The sequence below is a fragment of the Paenibacillus sp. y28 genome (assembly GCF_037137075.1).
Taxonomy (GTDB): domain Bacteria; phylum Bacillota; class Bacilli; order Paenibacillales; family NBRC-103111; genus JBBBNV01.
In genome coordinates this window covers 513,706-540,548 of record NZ_JBBBNV010000001.1, presented here as the reverse complement: position 1 = coordinate 540,548, position 26,843 = coordinate 513,706, and the positions used below count along the sequence as shown (strand labels likewise).

The window sequence follows — 26,843 nt, the reverse complement described above, 5'->3', positions numbered from 1 at the left end:
GAATGCCTGGGTATGGCGGGAGGGAAGATACACCGGCCTGCAATACCGGAACACACGGGTGGTTTTCCTTGTCAAAGCGGCACTGCTGTACTATAATTAGCACAGGAATTGAGTGCATCAAAGCACTAAAGCGCGGAGCGCGTGTAACAGTTGAAGGAGGATACTTCGTGAGATATTTAACTGCTGGAGAAACACATGGACCGCAATTGACGGCCATTATTGAGGGTATGCCGAGCAATGTGCCGCTTATTGCGGAGAAGATAGATGAGCAGCTGCACCGGAGACAAAAAGGCTATGGCCGCGGCCGACGTATGCAAATCGAGAAAGATACGGTTAGTCTCGTAGGCGGTGTCCGTCATGGGAAAACAACCGGAGCCCCGATCGCGCTGGTCGTCGAGAACAACGACTGGAAAAACTGGACCCGCATTATGGGTGCCGAGCCGCTGGAGGATGAAGAAGCTAAACGCCGTGTTAACCGTCCGCGTCCGGGCCATGCCGATTTGAACGGCGGATTGAAATATAATCAACGCGATATGCGCAACATTTTGGAGCGCTCCAGTGCCCGCGAAACAACGATGCGTGTTGCTTGCGGAGGCGTAGCGCGCCAGCTGCTTGCTGAATTCGGCATCAAGGTAGCCGGACAAGTGCTGCGTATTGGCGATGTAGAGGTAAACCGTCAAGAGCTGCCGATTGATGAGCTCATTCGGATTACCGAGGAGTCGCAGGTTCGTGTAACGGACAAAGAAGCGGAAGCGAAAATGATTGCTGCTATTGATGCTGCCAAGGAAGAGGGCGATACGCTTGGCGGTATTGTAGAGTGTATCATTGAAGGCTGCCCGGTAGGTCTGGGGAGCCACGTGCAATGGGACCGCAAGCTGGACGGCCGGATCGCACAGGCGGTTGTTTCGATTCAAGCCTTTAAGGGCGTTGAATTCGGGATCGGCTTTGAAGCTGCAGAACGCCGCGGTTCGAAGGTTCACGACGAGATTAAATACACTGAAGAACGCGGTTATCATCGCGCCTCTAACCGTGCAGGCGGTTTCGAAGGCGGTATGACGACAGGTGAGCCGATTATTGTACGCGCAGTGATGAAGCCGATTTCGACCTTGTATAAGCCGCTTCAAAGCGTTGACATTGATACGAAGGAAGTATTCACAGCCCAGGTGGAGCGTTCGGACACTTGCGCCGTTCCCGCTGCAGGCGTGATTCTGGAGAATGTAGTTGCTTGGGAGGTTGCGGCTGCATTTATGGAGAAATTCGGCGGAGATTCCTTGGAGGAAATCCGGGCCAACTATGAAAGCTATCTTGCACAGGTAGGACGGTACTAGTCTATGAGAGAACTTACGGTTGATTTGGGGGAGCGTTCTTACCCGATTTACATCGGGGACGGGATTCTCGGCGAGATAGCCTCCATTTTTGACAAGCATGAGCTGAGCAAGCGTTCCCCATTGCTGATTGTGACGGATTCGAATGTGGGTCCGCGTTATTTGGAGACCGTGCGAGAGCTGCTTGAAGAAGGCGGCTACAAGGTAACCACTGCTGTTGTTCCTGCCGGAGAACCATCGAAGTCGCTTGCCAGGTTGGAGGAGCTCGTTTCGGTGGCATTGGAAGCGGGCCTGGACCGCAAATCGACCGTGGTCGCATTGGGCGGCGGTGTGGTTGGAGATTTGGCCGGCTTCGTGGCGGCGAGCTATATGCGCGGCGTCCGGTTTGTGCAAATCCCGACGACTATCTTGGCGCATGACAGCAGTGTGGGCGGGAAGGTGGCCGTCAATCACCCGCTTGCCAAAAATATTATCGGCGCCTTCCATCAGCCGGAGCTGGTTCTTTACGATATTTCCACCCTTCGTACATTGCCGCCGCGTGATGTGCGTTCGGGCCTTTCGGAAGTCATTAAGCATGGGCTGATTTGGGATCGCGACTTCGTGGACTGGTGCAGCGAGCATGCCGCAGATTTGCTCTCGCTTCAGCCGGAAGCGTTGGAGCATGCGCTCTATACCGGCTGCAAAGTGAAAGCGGCTGTTGTATCCGAGGATGAGACCGAGCAGGGCTTGCGGGCGATTCTTAACCTTGGTCACACGATCGGTCATGCGCTGGAGGCAGTTGCAGGCTACAATGAGCTGCAGCACGGAGAGGCGATCTCGATTGGAATGGTCGGTTCAGCCAAGCTGGCTGTGCGGCTGGGGTACCCTCAGGAAATTCTCGACACGACCAAGGCACTGATGAAGCAGTTCGAATTGCCGGTTCAGGTACCGGCAGATTACGATACCGACAAGATTATGAGCGCGATGATGCACGACAAGAAGTTCAAGGAAGGCCGCATGGTCTTCGTCATTCCAACCAGCATCGGCCAAGTGGAAATCAATAAAAAGGTTCCTGTGGAGTGGGTCCGAGAAGTGGTGGAACAATTGAAGCGGGAGGCGTAACAAATGGTAGTGCGCGGAATTCGCGGAGCCATTACGGTTCAGCATAACGAGGAAACGGAAATTTTACAGGCGACAAGAGACATGCTGCATCAAATCGTGGTGGATAATGAAATCAAGCCGGAAGACATCTGTAGTGTTTTTGTTACCGTGACTCAGGATCTGGATGCAGCTTTTCCGGCGAAAGCGATCCGGCAATTGCCGGGCTGGGAGCTTGTGCCGCTGATGTGTTCGCTGGAGATTCCGGTAGCCGGCGGTTTAAAACAATGTATTCGTCTGATGGTGCATGTGAATACAACCAAGTCCCAGAGCGAAGTCATTCACGTCTACATGAATGAAGCGGTGAAGCTTCGTCCTGATTTAACACAGGCAGCGAATTAATCGGTCTTTGTGGAAAGCAAGGAAAGCAAGTTTAAGTTGACCGCAAACAGCACTTATTGTATAGTGTAATCAAGTTATTTTAGCTGAGAGTTAGAGTAGTGAGACTGAGTGTTTGAGCCAAGATGAGAAGAGTAGAGCCTGAGCAGAGATGAGCGTTTGCCAAACGAAAGGTTTATTTGTCGTTGGCTATAATTTGGTACCGTTATTTTCGTGTCCATATTGGCACATAATAGGTACTGTTGTCATCGTTTGCCCATACAACCTCTACTTCGCGGTAGAGGTTTTTTTACTGTGCTGGACCTTGTCCAATGCTGGAGCTTGTCCAAAGCGACCACAGTAACTAGACGTGATTTAACCAGCAGATAAGCGGTTAGAACGCTTGAGCTGGTTGAAACGGTACGTGTGGAACGCCGCGCTTCTGCCTGAGGCTCGAAAAAATCGTATAAACGGCGCCGGGTCCCCGGGAATAGTAAAAGGAGCCGTTTATCTGGTGTCTCGCCTGCTGCTGCAAACAATCAAATTTGTTAAAGGAGAGATTGCCAATGTACACACCGGAGCTGAATGAAATTATCCGCTTGTCCAGGCAGTATAATCTGATCCCGGTTGTCCGTCACCTGCTGGCGGATACCGAAACGCCGATTCGCGTATTCCAGCATTTCTATGAGGATCAGCGCGCGTTCTTGCTGGAAAGTGTGGAGGGCGGTGCCCAGTGGGGCCGGTATTCCTTCATCGGCACCGATCCGTTCCTGATTATCCGGGGGAAGAACGGACGGATGGAAGTGGAGGTCGAAGGAACGAAAAAGGTTCATGATGAAAAGCCTTTAGAGCTGCTTAAGGCGTATCTTCGTTCTTATACAAGCCCGTCCCTGCCGGAGATGCCGCCGTTTACCGGAGGGGCTATCGGATTTTTCGGTTACGATTTGCTGCAATATTACGAGAAGCTTCCGCCTCATCGTATCGACGATATGCAGACCGATGACATTCATTTCATGTTCTGTGACCAGATTATCGTATTTGACCACTTCAAGCAGCAGATGAAGGTCATCGCCAACGTGCATATTCCGCCTTTTGCTACCGATAGCGATATTGCCGCGGCATATCAAACCGCCTGCTGCAAAATTGATGCGACCATTGAACGCATCAGCAAGCCGGTCGCAATGGCCAGTGCCGCTGCACCGCTTCCGAACAAGGTGGAGCTTGGCGATGTTCAATCGAATTTGACCAAAGAGCAGTTCATTGACAATGTAATTAAATCCAAAGAATATATTCGCGCGGGGGACATATTCCAGGTTGTGCTGTCCCAGCGCTTTCATATCGATACCGAGATTTCGCCGCTCAAGGTGTACCGGGTGCTGCGGATGATGAACCCTTCCCCTTATCTGTATTACTTGAAGCTGGATGATGAGGTTATCGTCGGCAGCTCGCCGGAAGCGCTGGTGAAGGTCGACAACGGGAAGGTGGAGACGAGACCGATCGCAGGCACGCGGCCGCGCGGATCGACCGTGGAAGAGGATTTGCAGCTGGAGAAGGAGCTGCTCGCCGATGAGAAGGAACGTGCGGAGCATCTGATGCTGGTCGACCTGGGACGCAATGATATTGGCCGGGTGTCCGAATTCGGCTCCGTCAAATGCGATTCCTATATGCAGATTGAGCGTTATTCTCACGTGATGCACATTGTATCGAACGTTTCCGGTAAGCTCCGTCAGGATAAGGATTTCTTTGATGCGTTTATTTCGTGTCTCCCCGCAGGTACGGTTTCCGGCGCCCCGAAGCTGAGAGCGATGGAAATTATCGCCGACTTGGAAAAAGAGGCCAGAGGCGCTTACGCGGGTGCGATCGGTTATCTTGGCTTCTCCGGCAATTTGAATACTTGCATCACGATCCGCACCTTGATTTTCAAAAACGGCAAAGCCTATGTGCAGGCTGGCGCAGGGATTGTATGGGATTCTGTTCCCGAGAAGGAGTACGAGGAAACAGTCAACAAGGCCAAAGCGCTGCTGGTATCTGTCCGGACAGCGGAAGCGATTTTTCCTACTACGGTTCAGGAAGCGAGAGTTATCAATTCGGATTACATGTAAGCCGGGAAGAAAGGGGAAACGGAAATGCATAGCAAAATGACCCTGCAGCAGGCCATCTCACAGGTCGTCAGCGGAAACCATTTATCACAGCAGGAAGCACGGGATGTTATGTCCTTTATTATGGAAGGCGAAGCAACCTCCGCTCAAATCGGCAGCCTGATGACGGCGCTGCGGATGAAAGGGGAAACGATTGAGGAAATCGCCGGCTTTGCCGAAACGATGCGGAGCAAGGCGAGCCGGGTGGAAGCCGAGCAGCAGCATTTGCTGGATACATGCGGAACGGGCGGCGACGGAGCGGATACGTTTAACATTTCCACTGCCTCGGCGCTTGTGGCCGCAGCGGGCGGCATTCGAGTAGCCAAGCATGGGAACCGGGCGATGTCTAGCAAAAGCGGCAGTGCTGATGTTCTAGAAGCGCTGGGGGTTCATATTGAATTGACACAAGAGCAGGCTGCCCGCTGCTTGAAGGAAGTCGGCATTTGCTTTATGTTTGCCCAGCTGTTTCATCAATCGATGAAGCATGCGGCGGGCCCGCGTAAGGAAATCGGAATTCGGACCGTGTTCAATCTGCTTGGGCCGCTTACGAATCCTGCGGCGGCGGATCGCCAGCTGCTTGGCATTTTTGACCGTACGCGGACGGAACAGATTGCACACGTGCTGCGGCTGCTTGGGCTGAAACGAGGGCTCGTCGTCGGCAGTCTGGACGGACTGGATGAAATCAGCATCTCAGCGCCGACCCAAATCACAGAGCTGAAAAACGGCGATATTCAGACGTTTATTGTGACACCGGATGAATTGGGACTCCGCAGTCATTCCTTGTCCGCTGTCGTTGGCGGGGATGCGGCTCATAATGCAGATATGATTCGCCGTATTTTCTCGGGCGAACGGGGGGCACCGCGCGACATTTTGCTGGCTAACAGCGGCGCGTGCTTCTATGTGGCGGACCGCGCAGCCACGCTGCAGGAAGGAATCAAGATGGCAGCAGATATAATTGACTCGGGGAAAGCGCAGGAGAAGCTGGAGCAGCTGGCCCGATATACAGGAGCGATGAAACATGTATCTTGACCGAATTGTGGCTACGAAACGAAGCGAGGTTGATCATCTGAAGCTGACGACACCGCTTGGCGCGCTGGAGAAGCAGATTGCTTCCATGCCGGCATGTCTAGGCTTTGAAGCGTCACTGAAGCAAGACGGCCGGAAGCGGCAAATCGGCCTGATTGCGGAAGTGAAAAAGGCTTCCCCCTCCAAAGGGCTCATTCGCCCGGATTTCCATCCGGTTGAGCTTGCCAAGGCGTATGCGTCAGCCGGAACAGATTGTATTTCCGTGCTGACAGACGAGCAGTATTTTCAAGGAAAGAACGAATACTTAAGCGCTATCCGTGAGGCGGTTCGAGTTCCCTTGCTGCGCAAGGACTTCACGATTGACGTGCACCAAATTTACGAGGCGCGAACGCTTGGTGCGGATGCCATTTTGCTGATTGCGGCGATACTAACTACGGATGAGCTGCGCCTGTTCCATCAAGAAGCGAAGGCTATCGGACTGGATGTGCTCGTTGAGGTGCACGATGAAGCGGAGCTGGATCGTGTGCTTGAACTGGACGCGACGCTCATCGGGATCAACAACCGGAATCTGCAAACATTTGTGACTGACATCCAAACAACGGAGAAGCTGATTGGACGTATCCCCGGAAATCGGGGCATTACTGCGATAAGTGAAAGCGGCGTATCTACGCCGGAGGATGTGGCGTATTTGCAATCCGTAGGATCAGATGGTATTCTCGTCGGGGAAAGCTTAATGCGTAAGGATGATGTGGGCGCCGCTGTGGTAGATCTGCTAGGGCCAGTTCCGACTGGAGTGTGAGCGGGATGACAAGCGCTTCTCCGGTGAAGGTTAAAATATGCGGCATTAAGGATGACGCTACGCTTGAGGGCTTGCTGAAGCTGGATGTGGATTATATCGGCTTTGTATTTGCACGGAGCAAACGCCAGGTGCAGCCTGCCGAGGCTGCGCCGTGGATTAAGCGAATCCGCGCATACCGGGCGGATGCTTCCGGTCGCCCTTTGAGTGTGGGCGTGTTCGTTGATACGACAGAGGAAGAGCTGGCGAGCCTGCTGCAGGTGGCGCCGCTGGATGTGGTGCAACTGCATGGTGGCGAATCAGCGGAGCTATGCGGCCGAATCAAGGCCGCTTTTCCGGTCCGTGTTTTTAAAGTGCTGTCCATACAGCAGACGGAGGCCCGCAGCGAGGCGGAGATTGACAAGCTGCTTGCGGCTTATGCCGGCGCTGTGGACACTATTTTGCTGGATACTCATGATCCGGTGTATGGCGGGGGCAGCGGCAAAACGTTTCATTGGGACATTATCCCGCTGTATAAGCGAATCGCCGTAGCACATGGGCTTGAGCTTATCGTGGCGGGCGGCCTGAATGCGGACAATGTTGGAGGTCTGCTGGATAACTTCAGCCCGGATGGGGTCGATGTGTCCAGTGGGGTGGAAACGGATGGCAGCAAGGATATGAACAAAATTATGTCTTTTGTGAAAAGGGTGAAGCGCAATGACTAATGTACCAGATCAGTATGGCCGATTCGGTCCCTTCGGCGGCCGGTATGTGCCGGAAACACTCATGAATGCGCTGCTGGAGCTGGAGCAGGCGTACAAAGAGCATTCACAGGACCCGGCGTTTCAGTCAGAAATCCGGGAATTGCTGGTGGAATACTCGGGGCGTCCAACGCCTCTTTATTATGCCCGGCGCTTAAGCGAGCAGCTTGGCGGAGCGCAAATTTATTTGAAGCGGGAAGACCTGAACCATACCGGCGCGCACAAAATCAACAATGCCATCGGTCAAGCGCTGCTTGCCAAACGGATGGGAAAAACGAAGGTTATCGCAGAAACGGGAGCCGGCCAGCACGGTGTAGCTTCAGCTACCGTCGCTGCTTTGTTCGGCATGGAATGCAAGGTGTTTATGGGGGAAGAGGACACTCGCCGTCAACAGCTGAATGTTTTCCGGATGAAGCTGCTTGGGGCTGAGGTTGTTCCGGTGACCTCGGGTACCAAAACGCTGAAGGATGCGTGCAACGAGGCGCTTCGTTATTGGGTAAGCCATGTCGATGATACGTTCTATATTCTTGGCTCCGCTACCGGACCACACCCATATCCGATGATGGTCCGCGACTTCCAGCGCATTATCGGCGACGAGTCCCGCCAGCAAATTCAGGAGCTGCTTGGGCGGCTGCCCGATGCCGTAGTTGCTTGCGTTGGCGGCGGCAGCAATGCCATCGGGATGTTTTATCCGTTTGTTGGGGATGAAGGCGTCAGGCTGATTGGAGTTGAAGCTGCGGGTAAAGGCGTCGAGACCGACAAGCATGCGGCAACGATGACTATGGGGCGTCCTGGTGTATTCCAGGGATCGCTGAGCTATTTGCTTCAGGATGATTATGGGCAAGTACAGGAGGCGCATTCTATCTCCGCGGGTCTGGACTACCCGGGTATCGGCCCGGAGCATTCCTATTTGAAGGATAGCGGGCGTGCGGAGTATGTTCCGGTTACGGATCAGGAAGCGCTTGATGCTCTAAAACGCCTCAGCCAGACAGAAGGCATTATTCCAGCCTTGGAAAGCTCGCATGCGATCGCACACACGCTGAAATTGGCTCCAACCATGAAGCCGGATCAAGTTATTGTTGTGAGCCTGTCCGGCCGCGGCGATAAAGATATGGAATCGGTGATGACATATTTGGGAGGTGAATCCGGTGAACGCCATTGATTTGAAATTCAGCCAGCTGCGCGAGCAGCGGCAAACCGCACTAATTCCTTTTATTACAATCGGTGACCCGGATACAGCAACCTCCGTGGAAATTATTAAACAGCTGGAAGCGGCCGGAGCGGATATTGTAGAGCTTGGCGTGCCGTATTCCGATCCGCTGGCTGACGGTCCAGTCATTCAACGTGCCAGCCAGCGGGCTCTTCAGCACAAAATCACGATCCGTGATTGTATGGAGACGGCCAAGCGGGCTCGTGAAGAGGGCGTGACACTGCCGTTTGTGCTTTTTACTTATTACAATCCGGTGCTTCAGCTTGGGCTGGAGAACTTTTTCGAGCTACTGAAGCAAAATGAAATCAGCGGGATGATTATTCCTGATTTGCCCTTGGAAGAGGATGGTCCTGTACGGAAGCTTGCGGTACAATACAATATTCATCTGATTCCGCTTGTGGCACCGACATCGCATGCCCGGATTACGGCTATCTCAGCCCAGGCGACCGGATTTGTGTACTGCGTCTCCTCCTTAGGCGTGACAGGTGTCCGTTCGGAGTTCTACAGCGGTATTGATGATTTCCTGAAAACTGTCAAGGAAGCGACAAGCCTGCCGATTGCCATTGGCTTCGGTATCTCCAATCAGGAGCAGTTCCGGAAATTTAGCGGTACTTGCGATGGGGTAGTGGTGGGCAGCGCGATTGTCCGTCAAATCGAAGAAGTGCTGCCGCAGCTGGCTGACCCAGCGACAAGAGAAACGGCGCTCTTGCAAATCCGGCAATTTGTGGGTACATTTAAAGGATAGACTTCATGACGGGAGGAAGCAGCACAAATGAAACCGAAATCCAATATTATGCATTTGCCGGTATACCAGCCGGGGAAACCGATTGAAGAGGTGAAGCGAGAGCTGGGCTTGAAGGAAGTTATCAAGCTGGCTTCCAATGAGAACCCGTTCGGGTGCTCACCAAAAGCGAAGGAAGCGATCCGCTCCGAAATCGAGAACGCCAGTCTTTATCCTGACGGGGGCGCTGTTCAATTGACGGCTGCTCTGGCGAAGTTTACGGGCGTAGATACGAACCAGATTATTTTTGGAGCCGGCTCTGATGAAGTCATTCTGATGATTGCCCGCGCTTACTTGGTGAAGGGCGATGAAACCGTCATGGCCACGCACACCTTCCCGCAGTATAAGCACAATGTGGAGATTGAGAACGCGACAGCGGTTGAAGTGCCGTTAAAAGACGGTGTTCACGATCTTCCGGCTATGCTGGCCAAAGTAAACGAACGCACCAAAATCGTATGGATTTGCAATCCGAATAACCCGACCGGCACGCTGCTCGGACATGAAGAGATTGAATCCTTCCTGAAACAGGTTTCTAAAGACGTGCTTGTAGTCTTGGATGAAGCGTACTATGAATACAACACGACATCGGATTATCCGCGCGGTTTGGAGCTGCTGAAGCAGTATCCGAATTTGATCCTGCTGCGCACATTCTCCAAAATTTACGGACTGGCTTCGCTTCGCATCGGTTACGGCATCGGCAGCAGCCAGGTGATTCACGCTATTAATCAGGTTCGTGAACCTTTCAATACTTCCCGTTTCGGTCAGGCGGCTGCATTGGCGGCTCTGGCTGATCAAGATTTTGTGAATGAATGCCGCGAGCAAAATGCCCAAGGCGTCGAATATTTGACGAAGCAGTTTGAACAACGCGGCTTGTTCTACTATCCGACGGCAGCCAACTTTATTATGGTTGATGTCAAGCGTCCGGCCAAGGATGTATTTGATGCCCTGCTGCGTCAAGGTCTTATCGTCCGCGGCGGGCATGCGCTTGATTTTCCGACTATGATTCGGGTAACCATCGGCAGCCAGGAGCAAAATGAAAGGTTTATTCAGGCTTTGGACCACGTGCTAAACGAAGTGGCTGTACAAGCCTAAAGAAGTCATGCGTGCAGGAAGCGGACTCAGCGGCAGTTTTCCGGGCTATGTGCGGCCGGAAGGAGCGGGCCGCCGGGAAAGCCTCCGTGAACGCAGGTTTTCTAAAAACTAACGGTAAAGTGAGAATAACATGATCAAAATCGCCATTTTTGGTGTCGGTCTCATTGGCGGCTCGCTGGCCCTTTGCTTTAAAGGCAAACCGGGCTTGCGGGTTGTTGGTCATTCCCCGCGCGAGCAATCCGTCCGGAACATGCTGGAGCGTGAGGCGGTGGATGAGGCCACGACGTCCATTTCAGAAGCCGCGCAGGATGCGGACTTTATATTTTTGTGCACACCGGTAGGCACACTCAAGGATTACCTTCAGGAGCTGCAGGGGCTGCCGCTTAAGCCGGGCTGCATCATCACCGACGTGGGCAGCACGAAAGGCAAGCTGGCCGACCAGGCTTCTCAGCTGACGTTTCCGGGCAGCTACTTTATCGGCGGGCATCCGATGGCCGGGAAAGAGAAGTCCGGTCTTGAGGCGGCAAGCTCCCTGCTGTTTGAAAATGCTTATTATGTGCTGACGCCCGATCACAAGGTGCCGGAGGAAGCGACCGGCCGCTTGAAGGAGCTGTTGAAGCATACGCGAGCTCATCTGGTGTCGATGGACCCTCATTTCCATGATGAGGTTGTCGGGGCTGTAAGTCATCTGCCGCATATTATTGCGGTGGCTCTGGTCAATCAGATCGCCGGCTACAACGAGACTAATGAAATGTATCAATATTTGGCGGCCGGAGGCTTCCGCGATATAACGCGCATCGCATCCAGCGAACCGATGGTATGGCGCGATATTTTGCTCAGCAACCGTGAGGTGCTCCTGAAGCTGCTGCAGGATTGGAACAAGGAGATCAGCAGCTTTACCGAAATGCTGGAGCGTGCGGATGCCGAAGGAATTACGAAGGCGTTTCAATCAGCCGGTGTGTTCCGCGGCGGGCTGCCTGAGCGCCGTAAAGGCGTGCTTACCTCGTTCTTTGACATTTATGTTGATGTACCGGACCATCCGGGCATCATCGGGCATATCGCCAGCCTGCTGGGGGATGCCGGAATTAATCTGAGCAACATTCACATCATCGAGAGCAGGGAAGAGGTGCCCGGCGTGCTTCGATTGTCGTTCCGCAATCAACACGATACAGACGGGGCCTTGAAGCTGCTGCGGCAAAATGACTATAGTGTTCATTTGTAATTTATGTAAAAACAAGCATAGAAACCGCTTTCAAAATCCTTGTTGACAAAAGAAAACGGTTTCAATATAATAAAAGTACAGTATGGTTTCTCTCCACTCCTATCCGAAACTAGCACTCTGTGCAGCCACCCAATTGGGTGGTTCTTTTTTTTGTTCCGGGATGCTTGTACCATAGAAGCAAAGAGAATGAACTTTGTGTGAAATTGTGGATTTTTAATTCCTTTTCCGGCGGTTGTGCTAAACTAAGGATTGATGCGGGATGTAAACGCTTCGCTTAAACCGATGGAAGAAGGAGAAATCCTTTTGTCGAAAAAGAGGATTTACTGTAGGTCATATGGAATGTAATACAAATAATCAAGCTTTAAACTTTTTTAAACGGGCTCCGCAACTTTTCATTCCCGGTTTAGTAATAACTATTGAAGTTAACTGGGAACTAAAGCATGGAATCGCAAGGAGGGTCATCGCATGACCGATTCCCAGTTAATAAGAGAAATCAAAGACGGCAACGTGCAGCTCTATGCAGAGCTTATGCAGCGTTACGAGAAGAAAATCTTATCCTTTATTTATCATATGCTCAAAAGCTCCCGCATGGAGGCACTTGCGGACGACCTGTGTCAGGATACGTTTTATAAGGCGTACCGCAGCTTGACCACCTTCCGGGAGGTAGAGGCCTCCTTCTCGACGTGGCTTTATACCATCGCGCGTAATACCGTGCTTAGCGAGCTGCGCAAGCAGAAAAACCTCAAGGTATCGCTGGAGCAGTCGGGCCACACGCCACAGGCGGGAAGTGAAACCGAGCCGGAACACTCGATGCTGCGCAGCGAGAAGGTCAGTATGGTCCGTGAGGCGATTAACAGCTTGCCGGAGAAGCAGCGGGCGGCGTTAATTTTGCGTGAATACGACCAAATGGACTATCAGGAAATTGCCGGCATTCTCGGTCAGTCGGTCAGCGCGGTCAAATCCCTGTTATTTCGCGCGCGGGCAAGCGTCAGAGTACAATTAGAACCTTATTTCGCTACGACGGAGATGGTTCATGCACATATCCTCCACCACGAAGGTGAATGGGATAATCGTTATTTGAAAAGCATGAAGGGATGAATTTAACGATGAACTGTAACGAGGCGCAAGAACGACTCGGTGAATATTGGGATCTCAAGGCTGGTGACCCGCTTCGAAAAGAAATTGAGACTCATCTGCAGCATTGCAAATGCTGCAAGGATGAATACGATATATGGAAAGAAAGCGTGCAGCTCATCCGCAATGCGCATGAGGAGACACCGGAAGCGGAGCCGGTTCCCAATACCACCCGAGTGATGAAGCGTATTTACGAGGAAGAGCGCTGGCGGATGCCTATTGCACAACGGGCCTATGAGATGTCGTCTTTAGTACGCAAATCATTGACGGCTGCTTTTGCATTTGGCGTTGTATTATTTGTATTTAGTTTATTTTACCATGCGGGGAACGGGCAGGAGGACACGCTCACTCAGGCCAGTGCGATGAATTTCGGGCTTCAGCCGGTTGCAGTCGCTTCCGGCCACGGAACATCGGTGCAAAGCGGTGTATTGACAGCCAGCTTAAGCCCGCAGGACCCGGTTATGCTGAAGGTCGTCGAAATGAAGCTGCACCCTGACTATCTTGTTGCGTTATCTGTGGTCGGTATGATTTGTATGCTTTTATTTATAAGCTGGTTATCTCGAACAAGAGCCTGAAAGCAGGAACAGGCACGGGCTGAAGGATAGCCATACATAGGAGAAGCCCCAAAAAAACTGTCTGAATGCCGGGCAGTTTTTTTGGGGCTTTGGTTTATTTTTCCGCAAAGCAGCAATACTGGTTAGTAAGTTTAGGAGGTGAGCGGCATGAATTTGGCGGATATGTTGTGCTATGCGGACATTCATGAGCTGAGCAGAATCGCTCTGAATTATGAGTGCGAATGCAGCAGCCATTCTAAGCATGAACTGATTCAATCCATTCTGATGAAGATCGGCAGGCGCGATGTGTTCGATGACCAAATCCGCTGCTTGTCTATCGCTGAGATCCGCTTTTTAAACACGCTGATGTTCGAGCCAAAGTCCCTGTTCAGCCTGGAGGAGCTTCAGGCCCGTATCAAGCAGTCCGATTTCGATAAGGGCGAGACGGACGGAGTAAATCCTCGAGAGGTGATTAGCAGATTTAAGCAGCGCGGCTGGCTGTTTAACGGCTTCTCCCAGCAAACCCGCTATTTATTTCAGACGCCTCAGGATGTGCTGCGCAAATCAGCGGAGACGCTCATGCACTATTTCAGCGAACAGCTTCATTATACGAAGGAGCCAGCGGTTTACCGGGAAGAACACCAGCTGCTGGCGGAGGATATGCGTACATTTTTGAAGCTGATCCGGAGCGAGCCTGTGGCGCTTGCTGCTGATGGAACGATGTATAAAAGAAGCCTTCATTTCATATTGAGCCAGCTGGCGATCAAAGAAGAGCCGCTTGCCAAGGGCGGCTGGCGCTTCGGATACGGGCGTCATTTCAAGGAATATCCGAACCGGTTCTCGCTTCTCTACGATTATTGCATGTACAAAAAGCTTGTGGAGGAAAAGGAAGGCCTCTTAATCATTAGCGAAACGGGGGAGGCCAAGCTGGCGGAGCAGGTATCTGCAGATGCAGCGGATTTAGGCAGGTATTGGCTGCGGTTGTACAAGGGGCCGATCCCCAACTTGTCATCGCTGGTTTACTGGGCCATCCGTCTCAGCAGCCGGTGGGTTAGCCGGGAATCGCTCGGCAAGGTGCTGCTGCCTCTCATCAAGCCCTATTATTATGATACGGCGGACTCGATCCTGAATCAGCGCATTTTGCATATGCTGCTGCATCTGGGCCTCATCCGATGGGGGGAAGAGGAGCAGTCCGGGCAGGTCCTTCAGGCGACACCGCTTGGGAAAGCGCTTATCGCCTCCTCCACGGCATCCGTGTTGGGTGAAGGTGGAGCTGCCTGCCGGTAATTCCGTGATTTGACAGTCTTGACGACGGATTGATACGATCTGCATATCGACTGATTGTCAAAGGAGGAATACACAAATGCTGCATCATTACGCACAGTTTTTCCCGCGGCTTCACACAGGTGTTTATACGGCTGCAGGCGCACAAATTATCGGGGACGTATCTATCGGGGAGCAGTCTTCTGTTTGGTTTAATGCCGTGCTGCGAGGCGATTTGGCTCCGATCCGAATCGGCTGCCGCACGAATTTGCAGGATGGCGTGATCGGTCATGTGAACACCGCGCAGCCTTTACTTGTTGCGGATGAGGTGTCTGTAGGGCACGGGGCTATTATTCATGGCTGTGAGATAGGTAAAGGCACATTAATCGGCATGGGGGCCATTGTACTTAACGGAGCGAGCATAGGTGAATATGCTTTAATAGGTGCCGGTTCCCTTGTAACAGAGAACACCGTGATCCCCCCGTACACCTTGTCGCTAGGCACACCCGCCAAAGTGGTGAGGGAGCTGCGGGAGGAGGATTTACTCCGGATGAAGCGCACGATGGAGAATTATGTTCATAAAGCGAGTGAGTTTATGGCCTTGCACGGCTCACAAAATTAAAACAGGGCAGTCGTTGACGGGCTGCCTGTTGTGGGAGGGTGGTCCGATGGAAAAAATGAATGATGCCTATGCCGTGACACGGGCGCTTTATGCAGAGATGATCTGGGATGAAGCGATCCGGAAATACAGGGAGCAGCTGCTTTATTCCCAAATTGACGGCGCGCTGGCCCAGGGAGACGCCGAGGCGTTTTATGCGCTGACGAGTGAGCTGAAGCTGCTTCTTTCCTGAGGGCCTGCGGGCTGTGCGCATAGGGCGCTGTCTTGCCTGATAGCCGGGCGCGAAGCGAACCGCATCGTCGTATAGGAGTGCAACCGCACCTTGTGCAAGGAGGCGCATCAAGGCGTCCCGCCTGCAGGAGAAGGTCAGCCGGCACAAGCTGGCTGGCCTTTTTGTGTTCGGTCGCCCCGTTATTTTTATCAAAGCGCCTGCATTTGGCGCCCATTCACAGAGAATACCTTTGCAGGAAATTCAGTTCCTGAATGAAATGCAAGATTATGCAAGGACATATTGTTTATAGATGGAAACAGATTTGATATACTAAAGGGTATTGCGTACAGATGGGAAGTGTTGGGTGTGAAATTTAGCGATTTTGGAATGCAGCAGTGGGAGGAGCTTCGGCCGTACATGGATACGTGTCTGCTGCCGGTTACGGGCATGAGCGGCCTCGAATCCCCATGGGAGGCAACAGCCAAGCTGGAGAAGCTTCGCGATGTGATGCTGGAGCTGGAGAACCCTTATAAAGGTAGGATCGTGACGTACCCCGCCGTCCAATACAGGTCCGGAACGGAGGAAGAGACGACGGCTCATGTCAACCAAATCTGCAATCATTTGAAATCGGGTGCGTTCCGGTTTGTCATTGTCGTTACGGCGGATCCGGATATGGCGGCTATGCGGTTCGAGGCGGCGGACCTGCAGGTTGGCCCTGAACCGGGCGGCCCGCGGCTGGAGGAACAGATTAAACAGCTATGGCTGACGGACAAGCAATAATGTTTCAGGAAATCCATGTATGTTTGTCATGAAAATGGAGTAATCTAATATTCGCAAGACACATTTCACATGATTGTGACAAATTGGTTAATTTTAGACGCAGCGCTTCCAATCGCGTCAGATAATGTTGTGAACAATTCTTGACGCTCTACGGGACGTAAGCTATTATATTTAATGTCCTAGTGTTATGTGTATCGTTGTGTCGAATGTGACTTGAAATATGTAGGCAAAAGGGGGTAGAAGAGAGATGCGCGATGACAAGAGTCAAGGTGGGCACTCTTCCGAACACAAGCCGGTTCGTCGAGAAATGTCCCGCCGTCAGTTCCTGTCCTATACCCTGGGGGGAACCGGAGCATTCCTGGCAGCAATGCCAATCATTCCGATGATTCGCTTCACTGTTGATCCTTTGCTGCAATCCAAAGGCGACTCCGGATATACAAAAGTCGTTGAGGTTAGCAAAGTGACCAATGAGCCGCAAGAAGTGAAATTCACGGCGAAGCAGGTTGACGGATGGTACGAGAGCGAACCGGAATTCTCAGCGTTTATTGCCAAGGACGATCAGGGGAACGTATTTGCCCTGTCGCCGGTCTGTAAACATCTGGGCTGTACCATTGGGTGGAACACAGAATCAAAGTTCAAAGACGAGTACTACTGTCCTTGCCACGGCGCCCACTATACGAAAGACGGCAAGCAGCTAGCTGTAGCCTCGGCGCCACTGGATGAGTACGAAGTCAAAGTCGACAACGGGATTGTGTACCTCGGTAAAGTGAAACCGAACACAAGAATCAAATAGGAGGCGAAGAATCGGATGTTGAAAAGTATCTACAACTGGGTTGACGAACGTCTCGATCTCGCGCCGATCTGGAGAGACGTTGCCGACCACGAAGTACCGGAGCATGTTAACCCGGCACACCATTTTTCCGCGTTCGTATACTGTTTTGGCGGATTGACGTTTTTCATTACCGTCATTCAGATTTTGTCAGGGATGTTCCTGACGATGTATTACGTGCCGGATATTGTGAACGCTTATCACAGCGTTGACTACCTGCAAAACAAAGTCGCGTTCGGCGTTATTGTACGCGGTATGCATCACTGGGGTGCGAGCCTCGTAATCGTTATGATGTTCTTACATACCTTGCGTGTATTCTTTACGGGTTCTTACAAAGCGCCGCGCGAGATGAACTGGGTCGTAGGAATGCTGATTTTCTTCGTAATGCTCGGTCTCGGCTTCACCGGATACCTGCTTCCTTGGGATAACAAAGCTTACTTTGCAACCAAGGTAGGTATTGAAATTGCGGCATCGGCACCATTTATCGGCGAATATGTCCGTACCTTCCTGCAAGGCGGAGATATCGTTGGTGCGCAAACGCTGACACGCTTTTTCGCCTTGCATGTATTCTTCCTCCCGGCTGTTCTGCTTGCCTTGTTAGGAGGACACTTCTTCATGATCCGCAGACAAGGTATTTCCGGACCGCTATAACATTGAGAGGAGGAACACGAACGTGGCACATGGTAACAACCAAAACGAGAAAGTGGTTTACGTCGGTGACTCCCGCGTAAAAAAACGCGAGAACAAGCTCTTGCCTATGGATTACTCCGCCTATCCAGGCAAATCCGAAGCGTTCATTCCGAACTTTCTGTTGAAAGAGTGGATGGTAGGGGCTATCGTGCTTGTAGGCTATATGGTGCTTGTCATTCAAGAGCCTGCACCGCTCGGCTATCCTGCTGACCCGCTGACCGCCGGCTTTATTCCGATGCCGGACTGGTATTTTCTATTTATGTATCAGCTGCTGAAATATCCGTATGCTTCCGGCGATTACAAGGTGTTCGGTACCGTTATTATGCCGGCGCTGATGTTCGGCGCCCTGCTGCTTGCTCCGTTTCTGGATACTGGCAAAGAGCGGCGTTTTTACCGGAGACCGATTGCTTCATCGCTAATGATTGTCACTTTGTTAGCGGTCAGTTATTTGACGGTCGTTTCCTGGTCCCACTACCAGCATGAGCTGAAAGCAAAAGGGATTGTTCCTGAACATCTGAAGCGGGAAGAAGAACTGAAGGAAGCCAAGCTGGCGGGTAAAGAGCCTGCGTCTACCAAAAAGACGGAATTGGCGATTGTGGATAAGGATAATGCGGCAAACACGAATATTTATCAAAAATCGACCTGCGTAAGCTGTCATGCCAGTGATTTGAAGGGCGGACCGGCAGCTCCTTCTCTGCGCGGCGTTGGGGATAAACATAGCAAGGAAGAAATCTTGAACATTATCAAAAATGGTCAAGGCAATATGCCGGCTATGTATGACGCCAATATCGCAAAAGGCTTAACAGCTGCTGATATTGACGCTATGGCGGACTGGCTGTCCAAACAAAAGAAAGAATAGCTCCTTTGAAAAACCTGACCCGCGGTCAGGTTTTTCTTTTCACAAGCAGGCGGTGTAAGCTTAAGTTCTAGTCGGAGGCGGTTGATTTGCGGCTTTCATTTTGGTGGAGTGATTTGTTTCTGCGCAGCCGGGTTATGCTGCTTCTGCTGTTGGCGGTCAACCTGCCAGGCACGGTATACGGATATATATGGTATGGGGATCAGTTAATCGATACTTCTGCGGAGGCGCCCTGGTGGGTGCTGCCCTTTGTCCCGGATAGTCCGACGGCCAGTTTGTTTTTTACGATGTCCCTGGTACTCCTGCTGTTTCAGGTGAGGTCCTCGTTTCTAGTCAATCTGATTCATGCTTTCGGCGTCATTACGTGTGTCAAATACGGTGTCTGGGCCGTGGCGATGATCGTATTCGGCTGGATGCAGGGGGATAGTATGGTATGGCAGCAATGGATGCTGATCTTCTCTCATCTGGGCATGGCCCTTCAAGCGCTGCTGTATCTCCGTTTTTTTCAGCTGAAGGCGGTGCATTATGTGCTTATTACTGGCTGGATGCTGCTGAATGATGGCATGGACTATCACGGGTACATGGTATTTCCTCGTCTGCCTCGGGTGCTCTGGGATGATCTCGGCTGGATTGAACGGTTGACGATTGGCCTCAGCATACTGAGTACATTGCTGGCGCTCTGGCTTCAAAAATATTATCGCAGACGAACGGTCTAAAGCAGGACATCCCTCCATATCATGAGTGATAAGGAGGGATGTCCTATGTTTTGGACAAAGCAGGTCCGGATCGGACTGTCGGTATGCTTATTAGGGCTGGGGCTGTTATTGGGGGGCTGTGGAAATAAGCAGACGGTGATAAAGCATGAGCCGGCAGATCAGGAAACACAGGTGAAGCTGGAGAAGTTAAACGCCACCGCCGATCAGATGTACAAGCTGCTCACAGAAGGACAAGTTGTGGAAGCACGGGACAAGCTGCTTGATATCGGCAAGCAGGTGACATCAATCCGGTTTGACGGAATGGTTTCTATAGAGGGAGTGACGGCGCTCAACGAAACGATTTTGTCTGCCCAAAAGGTGTTTAACGCAGTGAAATTCTCCACACAGGACGGCCAGCTGGCCGCCGCCAAGGTGCGTCTGGTTACGGATGCGCTGACTCATGCGAACCGGCCGATGTGGCTGCAGTATGAAAAAGTGCTGATGGATGATAACGCTGCGCTGCTCAAAGCGCTGGAAGGGACCAATAAAGCGGAGGCGCTCAAGCAGCTCGAAAAGCTGGAGGCCCATTATTTGGTCATCCGCCCCTCTGCGCTTATTAGCCGGGAGCCGTATCGGATAGAAAAGGTTGATTCGTTGTTTGTGTTTCTCAAAACACAATTACAGCTTAAATCGGTTCAATTCCCGCAAACCGCAGACGGGGCGAAGCAGATGCAGGAGGCGTTCGATGAGCTGTTCCATAATCAGGACAGCGCCGCCTTTGTGCCCATCATTGACAACGAGCGGCCTATCGTCTGGTCACTTGGCATTTTGTCTGTCATCGTAGCTGTCCTGGCTTTTGCGGCCTGGCGCATGTTCGAGGTAGAGCGCAATATAGTACCTGTGCGGAAGAGGCCGGATGAATAAGAACGGGCTCATTTCCCGCGGAAGCCTTCTCCCACGACACTATGAACATCATTAATAATCATAAATGCTTTCGGATCCAGCTGGTGTACGAGTGTTTTCAGCCGCCTCATCTCGTTGCGGTAGATGACACAGTACACCACTTCTTTTTGTTCGCCCGAAAAAGCACCTTTTGCCGTAAACAGTGTTGCGCCCCGGTCAAGCTCGCGGGTGATGCGCACAGCAATCTCAGGAGCGCTGTCCGTCATAATCATAAACGCTTTGGCTGCATACGGCCCCTCCGTGGCCGAGTCAATGATTTTGGAGGCGACAAATACCGAGACGAGGGTGTAGAGCACCTTTTCAACGGGCACAAAAAATAGGGATATGCCGATAATAAGGGCGTCTATGAATAAAATCGTCCTGCCCATGCTGAAGCCCTGCCCATGCTGGAGAATGCGGGCGACAATGTCCGAGCCGCCGGTGGTGCCCCCGAATCGGAATACAAGGCCCAGTCCTGCACCGAGAGAAATACCGGCATACAAAGCGGCCAGAAACATATCCTCTGAAGCATAAAAGGGCTTGAATTGCCCGTGGGCAAGCAGGAGCTCCATGATCCACAGGCAGAACGAAAGGGATAAGGTTCCGAAAATGGTGTACCCCATGGCCCGCAGGCCGAGCTTGTAATAGCCGAACACGAATAGCGGGATGTTGATGAGCAGCGTCGTGATTGAAGGAGGGAGCCTGTAAGCATAATTAAGCAGAAGGGCCACGCCAGTAATGCCGCCTTCCATCAATTCATTGGGAATAATAAAGAAATGCAAGCCAAAGGCATAGAGCGCAGTGCCTATAAAAATAGGGACTGCGGTCTTCACACGGGCGGCCCATCGGATACGCATGGTCCCACTTCCTTATTGAGGATACGTATAGCTTTTCCATTTCGGCTCAAAAATTCGCATTGTGTTCACGGATCGTTTGCGATAACATACATGTAGAGCTCTACAGGATGGAGGATAGCATATATGGAACCAAAATCATTGAAAGCCATGCAGCAGGAAGTGGATCAATACATATCCCAGTTCAAGGAAGGATACTTCAAGCCCCTCTCTCTGCTGGCCAGAATGTCGGAGGAAGTCGGTGAACTCGCCCGGGAAGTGAATCATCAGTTCGGGGAAAAACCGAAGAAGCCGGATGAGGCTGAAAACAGCATTGAGCTGGAGCTCGGCGATATTTTGTTCATCACGATTTGCTTCGCCAATTCGCTTGGAATTGACCTGACCGAGGCGCATGACAAGGTGATGCACAAATTCAACACGCGCGATGCCAACCGCTGGACCAAAATAAACACCAAGCCTTAGCCGGCTTCATACACTGTACCATCTGCATGCTTTTTGGAACCCGAGAAGGCGGTGGTCAGTGATGAACGGTGAACAATATATACGTCATGCGTACCAAGCCATCTTGCGCCATGATTTTGAACAGGCTGTGGGGTGGTTTGAGCAGGCGATTTCGCTTGAGCCGGATAATGCGTCGTATCATTATAAGCTGTCAATCACTTATGCGCGCAGCGGGAAGCTGGCTAAAGGGCTTGAGCATGCTCAGCGGGCCGTGCGGCTGGAGCCGGATCGTGAGCTGTATCGGTATCATGTGCAGCATCTGCAGGCGAAGGAGCTTGCCCAGCAGGCCGAGAAGCTGTTCGCCCAGCTGCCTCCGGAGGCGAGTCTTGGCGTAGCCTTGCTGCAGGAAGCGGTGCGTCTGGACCCGCTGGCGATAGAAGCTTACTTGCTGCTGGCACTCGGATATGACCTGCTTCAGCAATATTTGGAGGCCCTTCAAGCCATAAATGAACTGTTAAAGCTTGATCCCGAGCATGAAATTGCGCATAATTACCATCAAGAATTAAAAGAAAAGCTGAAGCGATATTTACAAACCTGAGCAGCCTGGCTAGGCAGCGGATCGTTTCATACAGAAAGGGAACAGGTGAACCTGATGATAAAAGTAGCAGTAGCAGGAGCAAGCGGACGTATGGGCCGGGAAGTTGTAAAAATGGTGCTGGAGGACCCGGAGCTTCAACTGGTTGCGGCCGTTGCGCGTGCAGCGGAAGGCAGTGACATCGGGGAGCTCGTTACCGGGAAGCCGTGTGGGGTCAAGGTGACGAACGACCTGGAGCTGGCTATTATGGACGGGCAAGCCGATGTGCTGGTTGACTTCACCACACCGCAGCTGGCCGTAGTGAATACAGCCATTGCCATTAAGCATGGCGTTCGTCCTGTTATGGGGACAACCGGCTTCTCGCCGGAGGACATCGCAGAGCTGGACAAGCAGTGCCGGGAGCGCGGCATTGGCGGCTTGATCGCGCCGAATTTTTCCATTGGCGCTATTTTGATGATGCAGTTTTCCGCCCAGGCGGCCAAATATTTCCCGCATCTGGAAATCATTGAATATCACGGGGATCAAAAGCTGGATGCGCCGTCCGGTACGTCAATTAAAACAGCGGAGCTAATTGCTGAAGTGCGCCAAGAGCTGCGTCAAGGGAATCCGCATGAGGAAGAGACGATTCCAGGGTCCCGCGGGGGCGAGTACAGCGGATTCCGCATACATAGCGTCCGCTTGCCGGGCGTGTTCGCCCAGCAGGAGGTTATTTTTGGCGCATTCGGCCAAACGCTTAAAATTCGGCATGATTCTTATGATAGAGCCGGCTATATGCCCGGCGTAAACGTAGCCGTCAAGAAGGTCATGAATGTGACCGGCATGGTATACGGCTTCGAGCATTTCCTGGATTAGGCTTATAAGCTTTGAAACAGTGCTGAAGCGCGCCTACAGACAGAAAAGGACGCGCACAAGGAGAGGGGATGACAGCAATGAACATCGCACTTATTGCCCATGACCGCAAAAAAGAAGAGATGGTTAATTTCGTAACGGCCTATGAAGGTGTATTCCATGGCCATCAGCTGTATGCCACAGGCACAACGGGACAGCGGATTATGGATGCCACGAGCTTGAAGATACACCGTTTCATGTCGGGGCCGCTTGGAGGAGACCAGCAAATCGGGGCGCTGGTTGCCCAGAATGAAATGGATCTCATTATTTTTCTGCGCGATCCGCTGATGGCTCAGCCGCATGAGCCTGATATCATTGCTCTGCTCCGGCTTTGCGATGTGCAGGGGATTCCGGTGGCTACGAATATCGCTACAGGTGAGCTTCTGGTCAAAGCACTGGACCGGGGGGAATTTGCTTGGCGCGATTTGGTTCACAAATACAAGCCGGGTGAAAATGATGTCCTCGGTTAATTCTCTTGATATTTTAGTGTTCGGCGCCCACCCCGACGATGCGGAAATCGGGATGGGGGGGACGATCGCCAAGCATAGCCGTGCGGGCTATAAAATCGGCATTTGCGATTTGACGTTTGCTGAAATGTCCTCGAACGGCGATATCGAAACACGCAAGCTGGAAGCAGCCCGGGCCTCGGAAATTCTTGGTTTGGCCGCCCGTACGAATCTGGGGCTGCCGGATCGGGGGCTTCGGGCGGAGGCGGCGGTAATCGAGCGAATCACAAACGAGATCCGCAAATTCCGTCCGCGGATCGTTTTTGCGCCTTATTGGCAGGACAGGCACCCGGATCATGTGGCATGCAGCCACTTGGTACAGGAAGCGATATTTAATGCCAAGCTGCGCAGGTATATTCCGGATACGACGGCTCATACTGTGGAACAGAACTATTTTTATTTTATCAACGATGTGTATGAGGCCGGACTTATTGTGGATGTAACAGGCTGCTACGAGCAGAAGCGCCAGGCGCTTAAGGCTTACGGCACTCAGTTTGAGGCTGCCGCTGCCGGGAACGATTTTGTGACAACTCCGATTAATCAGGGCTACCTGGAGCGGGTGGAGATGCGCGACCGGCTGCTTGGCCAGAAACGGTCCATGGAATTTGCGGAGGGCTTTGTGACGAAGCTTCCTTATCCGGTCGGGATATTTTAGAAAAGCATAGGTATGGAGGGAACACGGGATGGGAGAACGTTTGAAAATCGGCATATCGTGTTACCCGACGCTGGGCGGGTCCGGTGTAGTGGCGACCGAGCTCGGCAAGCTGCTTGCGGAGCTTGGGCACGAGATTCATTTCATAACACACAGTATGCCGTTTCGTTTGGGGAAATATCATAAAAATATTTTTTATCATGAAGTGGGCGTGACCGATTACTACGTTTTTAAATATCCGCCATACGACTTGTCACTGGCAACCAAGCTGGCCCAGGTAGCCAAGATGGAAAAGCTGGACCTGCTGCATGTGCATTATGCAGTGCCTCACGCAGTGTGCGCCCTTTTGGCCAGACAGATGGTCGGGAGCGACCTGAAGGTGGTTACGACACTGCATGGTACGGATATTACCGTGCTTGCCCAGGATGAGTCGCTGAAGGATTTAATCCGGTATGCCATTAACGAGAGCGACGCCGTGACTGCCGTTTCCAATGATCTGATTCAAGAAACAAAGCGGACCTTGGACATTGAGAAAACGATCGATCTCGTCTACAACTTTGTCGATAAGCGGGTTTATTACCCCCGGGACGTGTCCGGCTTGAAAAAAGAATTTGTCGACCGCGGCGAGAAGCTGCTGATACATATTTCAAACTTCCGTCCGGTAAAGCGAGTTTGCGATGTAATAGATATTTTTGAACGGGTGCAGCGGGAGATTCCTGCGCGCTTGCTGCTGGTGGGAGACGGTCCGGATTTAGCCAGGCTGATGAATGTCGTGAAGGATAAGGGCTTGTCGGAACGGGTCACCTTCTGCGGGAAGCAGGACGATGTGGCGCAGGTCATATCGCTCGCCGATGCGATGCTCCTGCCTTCCGAGAAGGAGAGCTTCGGCCTTGTAGCGCTGGAAGCGATGGCTTGCGGCGTGCCGACCATCGGCTCCAATGCCGGCGGCATTCCCGAGCTGATTACACACGGCGAAACCGGCTTCCTCGCTCCGATCGGAGATACGGAGCAAATGGCGAAATACGCCGTTCAGCTGCTTGGGGATGAAGAACTGTATGAAAAGGTTTCCAAGGCTTGTCTGGATCGGGCAAGAAACGAGTTTTGCAACTTCAACATTATGCGTCAGTATGAAGAGATTTACTACCGTGTGCTCGGGCGTGAGGCCCGGCAGACGTCAACGGTTTGAAAGCAGGAATGACGATGGAACAAGACGTTCGGGTAAAGCAGCTTATAGAAGAGGGTCGCAAAGTCCTGCAGCGCCTGCAGGAAGCGGGGCATGAGGCTGTGTTTGTCGGCGGCTTCGTACGTGACACGGTGCTGAAGCGCCCAGTGAAGGACATTGATATCGCGACCTCCGCTCTTCCCGAGCAGGTCATTGCCCTGTTTGAGCGCACAGTGCCAACCGGCTTGCAGCATGGGACGGTAACCGTGCTGATGAACGGGCACAGCTATGAGGTTACCACCTACCGCAAGGAAACGGCTTATACCGCTTTTCGCCGGCCGGAGACAGTCGAATATATCAGCGACCTTCGCGAGGATCTGCAGCGCCGGGATTTCACCATGAATGCGATGGCTATGGACTCGACCGGGGCTGTCATTGACCCGTTCGGCGGCTTGACCCATTTGCGTGAAGGCCGGCTGGCGTGCGTGGGGAATCCGGCCGAACGATTCGGCGAGGACGCCCTGCGGATACTGCGCTGTGCACGCTTTGCCGCCGATTATGGCCTGAAGGTCGATCCGCCTACCTGGGAGGCCTTGCTGCTGCAGCGCCCGCTTCTGAAGCATATCGCAATGGAGCGTGTCCGGGTGGAGATGGAGAAGCTGCTGGAGGGGCGTGGACCTGACTACGGTCTTCGCCTGCTGGCCGACAGCCGGCTTTTGGCCTATGTGAAGGAGCCGGCGCTGCCGCTTGACAGCTCCATTCTGGCTGGCTCTCCGCCTCTTGACCAAGCGGTAAAGGAAATCCCTTCTGCGGCAGGACGCTGGGCGTACTGGCTGATTCGAGCCGGTCTGCATACGTCGGAGGTGCCGGATGTCCTGCGGCGCTGGACATTTTCTGCAGCGGCAGCCAGCCGGATTGTCCGGGTGATGCGGCTGCATGAGCTGCTGCGGGAGACAACCGGCAAACAGGCTTCGTCAAGCGGCGGAGAGGATACGGCTTTTGAAGCTATCAGCACGGCATTCTCCCTTTTTGCTGAACCCGAACAGGAGCGAATTCACTTTGTACAAGCTGTGATAAGCTGTTCGCCCGAAGCGGTAAAAACCTGGCTGGAGTTTCCTGAAGCCCTTCGTTCAGAGGCAGGTCCGTCGGTGCTGGCCCATAGTGCAGAGTGGCTGAAGGCGATGCCGGTTTGGGAGATACGCCAGCTTGCGATTGATGGGAACCAGCTGATGAACCGGCTGAACCGGTCTGCGGGCCCGTGGTTAAAGCAGGTGCTTGAGAAGCTGCTTGTGGAGACGGCGCTCGGCATCGTGCCCAATGAAACCGCTGCGCTGCTGGACAGGGTGCAAACGAAATATGAGATGACATAAAAAGAAGCGGATGAGAC

30 protein-coding genes are annotated in these 26,843 nt (G+C 52.5%); 29 read left to right on the top strand and 1 reads right to left on the bottom strand.

Going from position 1 to position 26,843, the window contains the following annotated elements; translation table 11 throughout:
• The first annotated feature begins 167 nt into the window (after positions 1-167).
• From aroC to WBG83_RS02290, 22 genes are all read left to right on the top strand, one after another.
• Positions 168-1,328 carry a chorismate synthase gene (aroC, locus tag WBG83_RS02395; RefSeq protein ID WP_336742341.1) on the top strand — a complete coding sequence of 387 codons (1,161 nt, stop codon included), beginning with the start codon at positions 168-170 and terminating at the stop codon, positions 1,326-1,328.
• Positions 1,329-1,331: 3 nt separating this feature from the next.
• Entirely contained in the window at positions 1,332-2,426 is a 1,095-nt protein-coding gene (gene aroB / locus WBG83_RS02390; protein ID WP_336742340.1) for a 3-dehydroquinate synthase, read from the top strand.
• 3 nt (positions 2,427-2,429) lie between these two features.
• Positions 2,430-2,804: a chorismate mutase gene (gene aroH / locus WBG83_RS02385; protein WP_336742338.1), complete on the top strand. Its 375-nt coding sequence runs from the start codon at positions 2,430-2,432 to the stop codon at positions 2,802-2,804.
• 542 nt (positions 2,805-3,346) lie between these two features.
• A complete protein-coding gene (gene trpE / locus WBG83_RS02380; RefSeq protein ID WP_336742337.1) occupies positions 3,347-4,882 on the top strand; it encodes an anthranilate synthase component I in 1,536 nt (511 codons plus the stop codon).
• Between the two features lie 24 nt (positions 4,883-4,906).
• Positions 4,907-5,947, top strand: a complete 1,041-nt coding sequence (gene trpD, locus WBG83_RS02375; protein WP_336742335.1) for an anthranilate phosphoribosyltransferase — start codon at positions 4,907-4,909, stop codon at positions 5,945-5,947.
• Entirely contained in the window at positions 5,937-6,743 is an 807-nt protein-coding gene (gene trpC / locus WBG83_RS02370; RefSeq protein ID WP_336742334.1) for an indole-3-glycerol phosphate synthase TrpC, read from the top strand. Before trpD ends, trpC begins: the two co-directional genes overlap by 11 nt.
• A gap of 5 nt (positions 6,744-6,748) precedes the next feature.
• Complete coding sequence (locus WBG83_RS02365; protein ID WP_336742332.1) at positions 6,749-7,444, top strand: phosphoribosylanthranilate isomerase; 696 nt, start codon at positions 6,749-6,751, stop codon at positions 7,442-7,444.
• The gene (gene trpB / locus WBG83_RS02360; protein WP_336742331.1) at positions 7,437-8,642 is read left to right on the top strand and encodes a tryptophan synthase subunit beta; all 1,206 of its coding nucleotides are present in this window, start codon (positions 7,437-7,439) and stop codon (positions 8,640-8,642) included. The genes WBG83_RS02365 and trpB overlap by 8 nt, the downstream gene beginning before the upstream one ends.
• The gene (gene trpA / locus WBG83_RS02355; protein WP_336742330.1) at positions 8,629-9,435 is read left to right on the top strand and encodes a tryptophan synthase subunit alpha; all 807 of its coding nucleotides are present in this window, start codon (positions 8,629-8,631) and stop codon (positions 9,433-9,435) included. Before trpB ends, trpA begins: the two co-directional genes overlap by 14 nt.
• Before the next feature lie 27 nt (positions 9,436-9,462).
• Positions 9,463-10,563 carry a histidinol-phosphate transaminase gene (gene hisC, locus WBG83_RS02350; RefSeq protein ID WP_336742329.1) on the top strand — a complete coding sequence of 367 codons (1,101 nt, stop codon included), beginning with the start codon at positions 9,463-9,465 and terminating at the stop codon, positions 10,561-10,563.
• A gap of 130 nt (positions 10,564-10,693) precedes the next feature.
• Positions 10,694-11,785, top strand: coding sequence for a prephenate dehydrogenase (locus WBG83_RS02345; RefSeq protein ID WP_336742327.1), 1,092 nt, complete (start codon positions 10,694-10,696; stop codon positions 11,783-11,785).
• A 465-nt stretch (positions 11,786-12,250) separates the two neighbouring features.
• Complete coding sequence (locus WBG83_RS02340; RefSeq protein ID WP_336742325.1) at positions 12,251-12,883, top strand: RNA polymerase sigma factor; 633 nt, start codon at positions 12,251-12,253, stop codon at positions 12,881-12,883.
• A gap of 8 nt (positions 12,884-12,891) precedes the next feature.
• Complete coding sequence (locus WBG83_RS02335; protein WP_336742323.1) at positions 12,892-13,494, top strand: anti-sigma factor family protein; 603 nt, start codon at positions 12,892-12,894, stop codon at positions 13,492-13,494.
• Between the two features lie 147 nt (positions 13,495-13,641).
• The gene (locus WBG83_RS02330; RefSeq protein WP_336742321.1) at positions 13,642-14,760 is read left to right on the top strand and encodes a hypothetical protein; all 1,119 of its coding nucleotides are present in this window, start codon (positions 13,642-13,644) and stop codon (positions 14,758-14,760) included.
• A 76-nt stretch (positions 14,761-14,836) separates the two neighbouring features.
• Positions 14,837-15,358: a gamma carbonic anhydrase family protein gene (locus WBG83_RS02325; protein ID WP_336742319.1), complete on the top strand. Its 522-nt coding sequence runs from the start codon at positions 14,837-14,839 to the stop codon at positions 15,356-15,358.
• 46 nt (positions 15,359-15,404) lie between these two features.
• Positions 15,405-15,587 (top strand): IDEAL domain-containing protein, encoded by a 183-nt coding sequence (locus tag WBG83_RS02320; RefSeq protein WP_336742318.1) that lies wholly within the window; start codon positions 15,405-15,407, stop codon positions 15,585-15,587.
• Positions 15,588-15,932: 345 nt separating this feature from the next.
• Positions 15,933-16,346: a DUF2487 family protein gene (locus WBG83_RS02315; RefSeq protein ID WP_336742316.1), complete on the top strand. Its 414-nt coding sequence runs from the start codon at positions 15,933-15,935 to the stop codon at positions 16,344-16,346.
• 247 nt (positions 16,347-16,593) lie between these two features.
• Entirely contained in the window at positions 16,594-17,139 is a 546-nt protein-coding gene (locus WBG83_RS02310) for a QcrA and Rieske domain-containing protein (protein ID WP_336742313.1), read from the top strand.
• A 15-nt stretch (positions 17,140-17,154) separates the two neighbouring features.
• Positions 17,155-17,826 carry a menaquinol-cytochrome c reductase cytochrome b subunit gene (gene qcrB, locus WBG83_RS02305; RefSeq protein WP_336742311.1) on the top strand — a complete coding sequence of 224 codons (672 nt, stop codon included), beginning with the start codon at positions 17,155-17,157 and terminating at the stop codon, positions 17,824-17,826.
• 22 nt (positions 17,827-17,848) lie between these two features.
• Positions 17,849-18,724 (top strand): c-type cytochrome, encoded by an 876-nt coding sequence (locus WBG83_RS02300; RefSeq protein WP_336742309.1) that lies wholly within the window; start codon positions 17,849-17,851, stop codon positions 18,722-18,724.
• Positions 18,725-18,810: 86 nt separating this feature from the next.
• On the top strand, positions 18,811-19,437 hold the full coding sequence (locus WBG83_RS02295) for a DUF1405 domain-containing protein (RefSeq protein ID WP_336742307.1): 627 nt from the start codon (positions 18,811-18,813) through the stop codon (positions 19,435-19,437).
• 45 nt (positions 19,438-19,482) lie between these two features.
• Positions 19,483-20,340 carry a sporulation protein YpjB gene (locus tag WBG83_RS02290; RefSeq protein WP_336742305.1) on the top strand — a complete coding sequence of 286 codons (858 nt, stop codon included), beginning with the start codon at positions 19,483-19,485 and terminating at the stop codon, positions 20,338-20,340.
• 8 nt (positions 20,341-20,348) lie between these two features.
• Here WBG83_RS02290 and WBG83_RS02285 read toward each other — a convergent pair whose 3' ends face one another.
• Complete coding sequence (locus WBG83_RS02285) at positions 20,349-21,215, bottom strand: YitT family protein (RefSeq protein ID WP_336742303.1); 867 nt, start codon at positions 21,213-21,215, stop codon at positions 20,349-20,351.
• A 123-nt stretch (positions 21,216-21,338) separates the two neighbouring features.
• Between WBG83_RS02285 and WBG83_RS02280 the strand changes: the two genes are divergently transcribed.
• From WBG83_RS02280 to WBG83_RS02250, 7 genes are all read left to right on the top strand, one after another.
• The gene (locus WBG83_RS02280) at positions 21,339-21,674 is read left to right on the top strand and encodes a nucleotide pyrophosphohydrolase (protein ID WP_336742300.1); all 336 of its coding nucleotides are present in this window, start codon (positions 21,339-21,341) and stop codon (positions 21,672-21,674) included.
• Positions 21,675-21,735: 61 nt separating this feature from the next.
• Positions 21,736-22,251, top strand: coding sequence for a tetratricopeptide repeat protein (locus WBG83_RS02275; protein ID WP_336742298.1), 516 nt, complete (start codon positions 21,736-21,738; stop codon positions 22,249-22,251).
• A gap of 45 nt (positions 22,252-22,296) precedes the next feature.
• On the top strand, positions 22,297-23,100 hold the full coding sequence (dapB, locus tag WBG83_RS02270; protein WP_336742295.1) for a 4-hydroxy-tetrahydrodipicolinate reductase: 804 nt from the start codon (positions 22,297-22,299) through the stop codon (positions 23,098-23,100).
• A gap of 77 nt (positions 23,101-23,177) precedes the next feature.
• A complete protein-coding gene (gene mgsA / locus WBG83_RS02265; protein ID WP_336742294.1) occupies positions 23,178-23,606 on the top strand; it encodes a methylglyoxal synthase in 429 nt (142 codons plus the stop codon).
• Positions 23,590-24,297, top strand: a complete 708-nt coding sequence (gene bshB1, locus WBG83_RS02260; RefSeq protein ID WP_336742292.1) for a bacillithiol biosynthesis deacetylase BshB1 — start codon at positions 23,590-23,592, stop codon at positions 24,295-24,297. The genes mgsA and bshB1 overlap by 17 nt, the downstream gene beginning before the upstream one ends.
• Before the next feature lie 28 nt (positions 24,298-24,325).
• Positions 24,326-25,480, top strand: coding sequence for an N-acetyl-alpha-D-glucosaminyl L-malate synthase BshA (gene bshA, locus WBG83_RS02255; RefSeq protein WP_336742290.1), 1,155 nt, complete (start codon positions 24,326-24,328; stop codon positions 25,478-25,480).
• A gap of 14 nt (positions 25,481-25,494) precedes the next feature.
• Positions 25,495-26,826 (top strand): CCA tRNA nucleotidyltransferase, encoded by a 1,332-nt coding sequence (locus WBG83_RS02250; RefSeq protein ID WP_336742289.1) that lies wholly within the window; start codon positions 25,495-25,497, stop codon positions 26,824-26,826.
• Positions 26,827-26,843: the final 17 nt, after the last annotated feature.

Coding starts and splice junctions, on each gene's coding strand:
- WBG83_RS02335 (WP_336742323.1), top strand. CDS start 12,892: ATGAACTGTAACGAGGCGCAAGAACGACTCGGTGAATATTGGGATCTC.
- trpD (WP_336742335.1), top strand. CDS start 4,907: ATGCATAGCAAAATGACCCTGCAGCAGGCCATCTCACAGGTCGTCAGC.
- aroB (WP_336742340.1), top strand. CDS start 1,332: ATGAGAGAACTTACGGTTGATTTGGGGGAGCGTTCTTACCCGATTTAC.
- trpB (WP_336742331.1), top strand. CDS start 7,437: ATGACTAATGTACCAGATCAGTATGGCCGATTCGGTCCCTTCGGCGGC.
- WBG83_RS02285 (WP_336742303.1), bottom strand. CDS start 21,215: ATGCGTATCCGATGGGCCGCCCGTGTGAAGACCGCAGTCCCTATTTTT.
- qcrB (WP_336742311.1), top strand. CDS start 17,155: ATGTTGAAAAGTATCTACAACTGGGTTGACGAACGTCTCGATCTCGCG.
- trpE (WP_336742337.1), top strand. CDS start 3,347: ATGTACACACCGGAGCTGAATGAAATTATCCGCTTGTCCAGGCAGTAT.
- WBG83_RS02310 (WP_336742313.1), top strand. CDS start 16,594: ATGCGCGATGACAAGAGTCAAGGTGGGCACTCTTCCGAACACAAGCCG.
- WBG83_RS02325 (WP_336742319.1), top strand. CDS start 14,837: ATGCTGCATCATTACGCACAGTTTTTCCCGCGGCTTCACACAGGTGTT.
- WBG83_RS02330 (WP_336742321.1), top strand. CDS start 13,642: ATGAATTTGGCGGATATGTTGTGCTATGCGGACATTCATGAGCTGAGC.
- bshA (WP_336742290.1), top strand. CDS start 24,326: ATGGGAGAACGTTTGAAAATCGGCATATCGTGTTACCCGACGCTGGGC.
- WBG83_RS02365 (WP_336742332.1), top strand. CDS start 6,749: ATGACAAGCGCTTCTCCGGTGAAGGTTAAAATATGCGGCATTAAGGAT.
- mgsA (WP_336742294.1), top strand. CDS start 23,178: ATGAACATCGCACTTATTGCCCATGACCGCAAAAAAGAAGAGATGGTT.
- WBG83_RS02275 (WP_336742298.1), top strand. CDS start 21,736: ATGAACGGTGAACAATATATACGTCATGCGTACCAAGCCATCTTGCGC.
- WBG83_RS02290 (WP_336742305.1), top strand. CDS start 19,483: ATGTTTTGGACAAAGCAGGTCCGGATCGGACTGTCGGTATGCTTATTA.
- WBG83_RS02320 (WP_336742318.1), top strand. CDS start 15,405: ATGGAAAAAATGAATGATGCCTATGCCGTGACACGGGCGCTTTATGCA.
- trpC (WP_336742334.1), top strand. CDS start 5,937: ATGTATCTTGACCGAATTGTGGCTACGAAACGAAGCGAGGTTGATCAT.
- hisC (WP_336742329.1), top strand. CDS start 9,463: ATGAAACCGAAATCCAATATTATGCATTTGCCGGTATACCAGCCGGGG.
- WBG83_RS02280 (WP_336742300.1), top strand. CDS start 21,339: ATGGAACCAAAATCATTGAAAGCCATGCAGCAGGAAGTGGATCAATAC.
- WBG83_RS02250 (WP_336742289.1), top strand. CDS start 25,495: ATGGAACAAGACGTTCGGGTAAAGCAGCTTATAGAAGAGGGTCGCAAA.
- bshB1 (WP_336742292.1), top strand. CDS start 23,590: ATGATGTCCTCGGTTAATTCTCTTGATATTTTAGTGTTCGGCGCCCAC.
- WBG83_RS02345 (WP_336742327.1), top strand. CDS start 10,694: ATGATCAAAATCGCCATTTTTGGTGTCGGTCTCATTGGCGGCTCGCTG.
- aroH (WP_336742338.1), top strand. CDS start 2,430: ATGGTAGTGCGCGGAATTCGCGGAGCCATTACGGTTCAGCATAACGAG.
- WBG83_RS02340 (WP_336742325.1), top strand. CDS start 12,251: ATGACCGATTCCCAGTTAATAAGAGAAATCAAAGACGGCAACGTGCAG.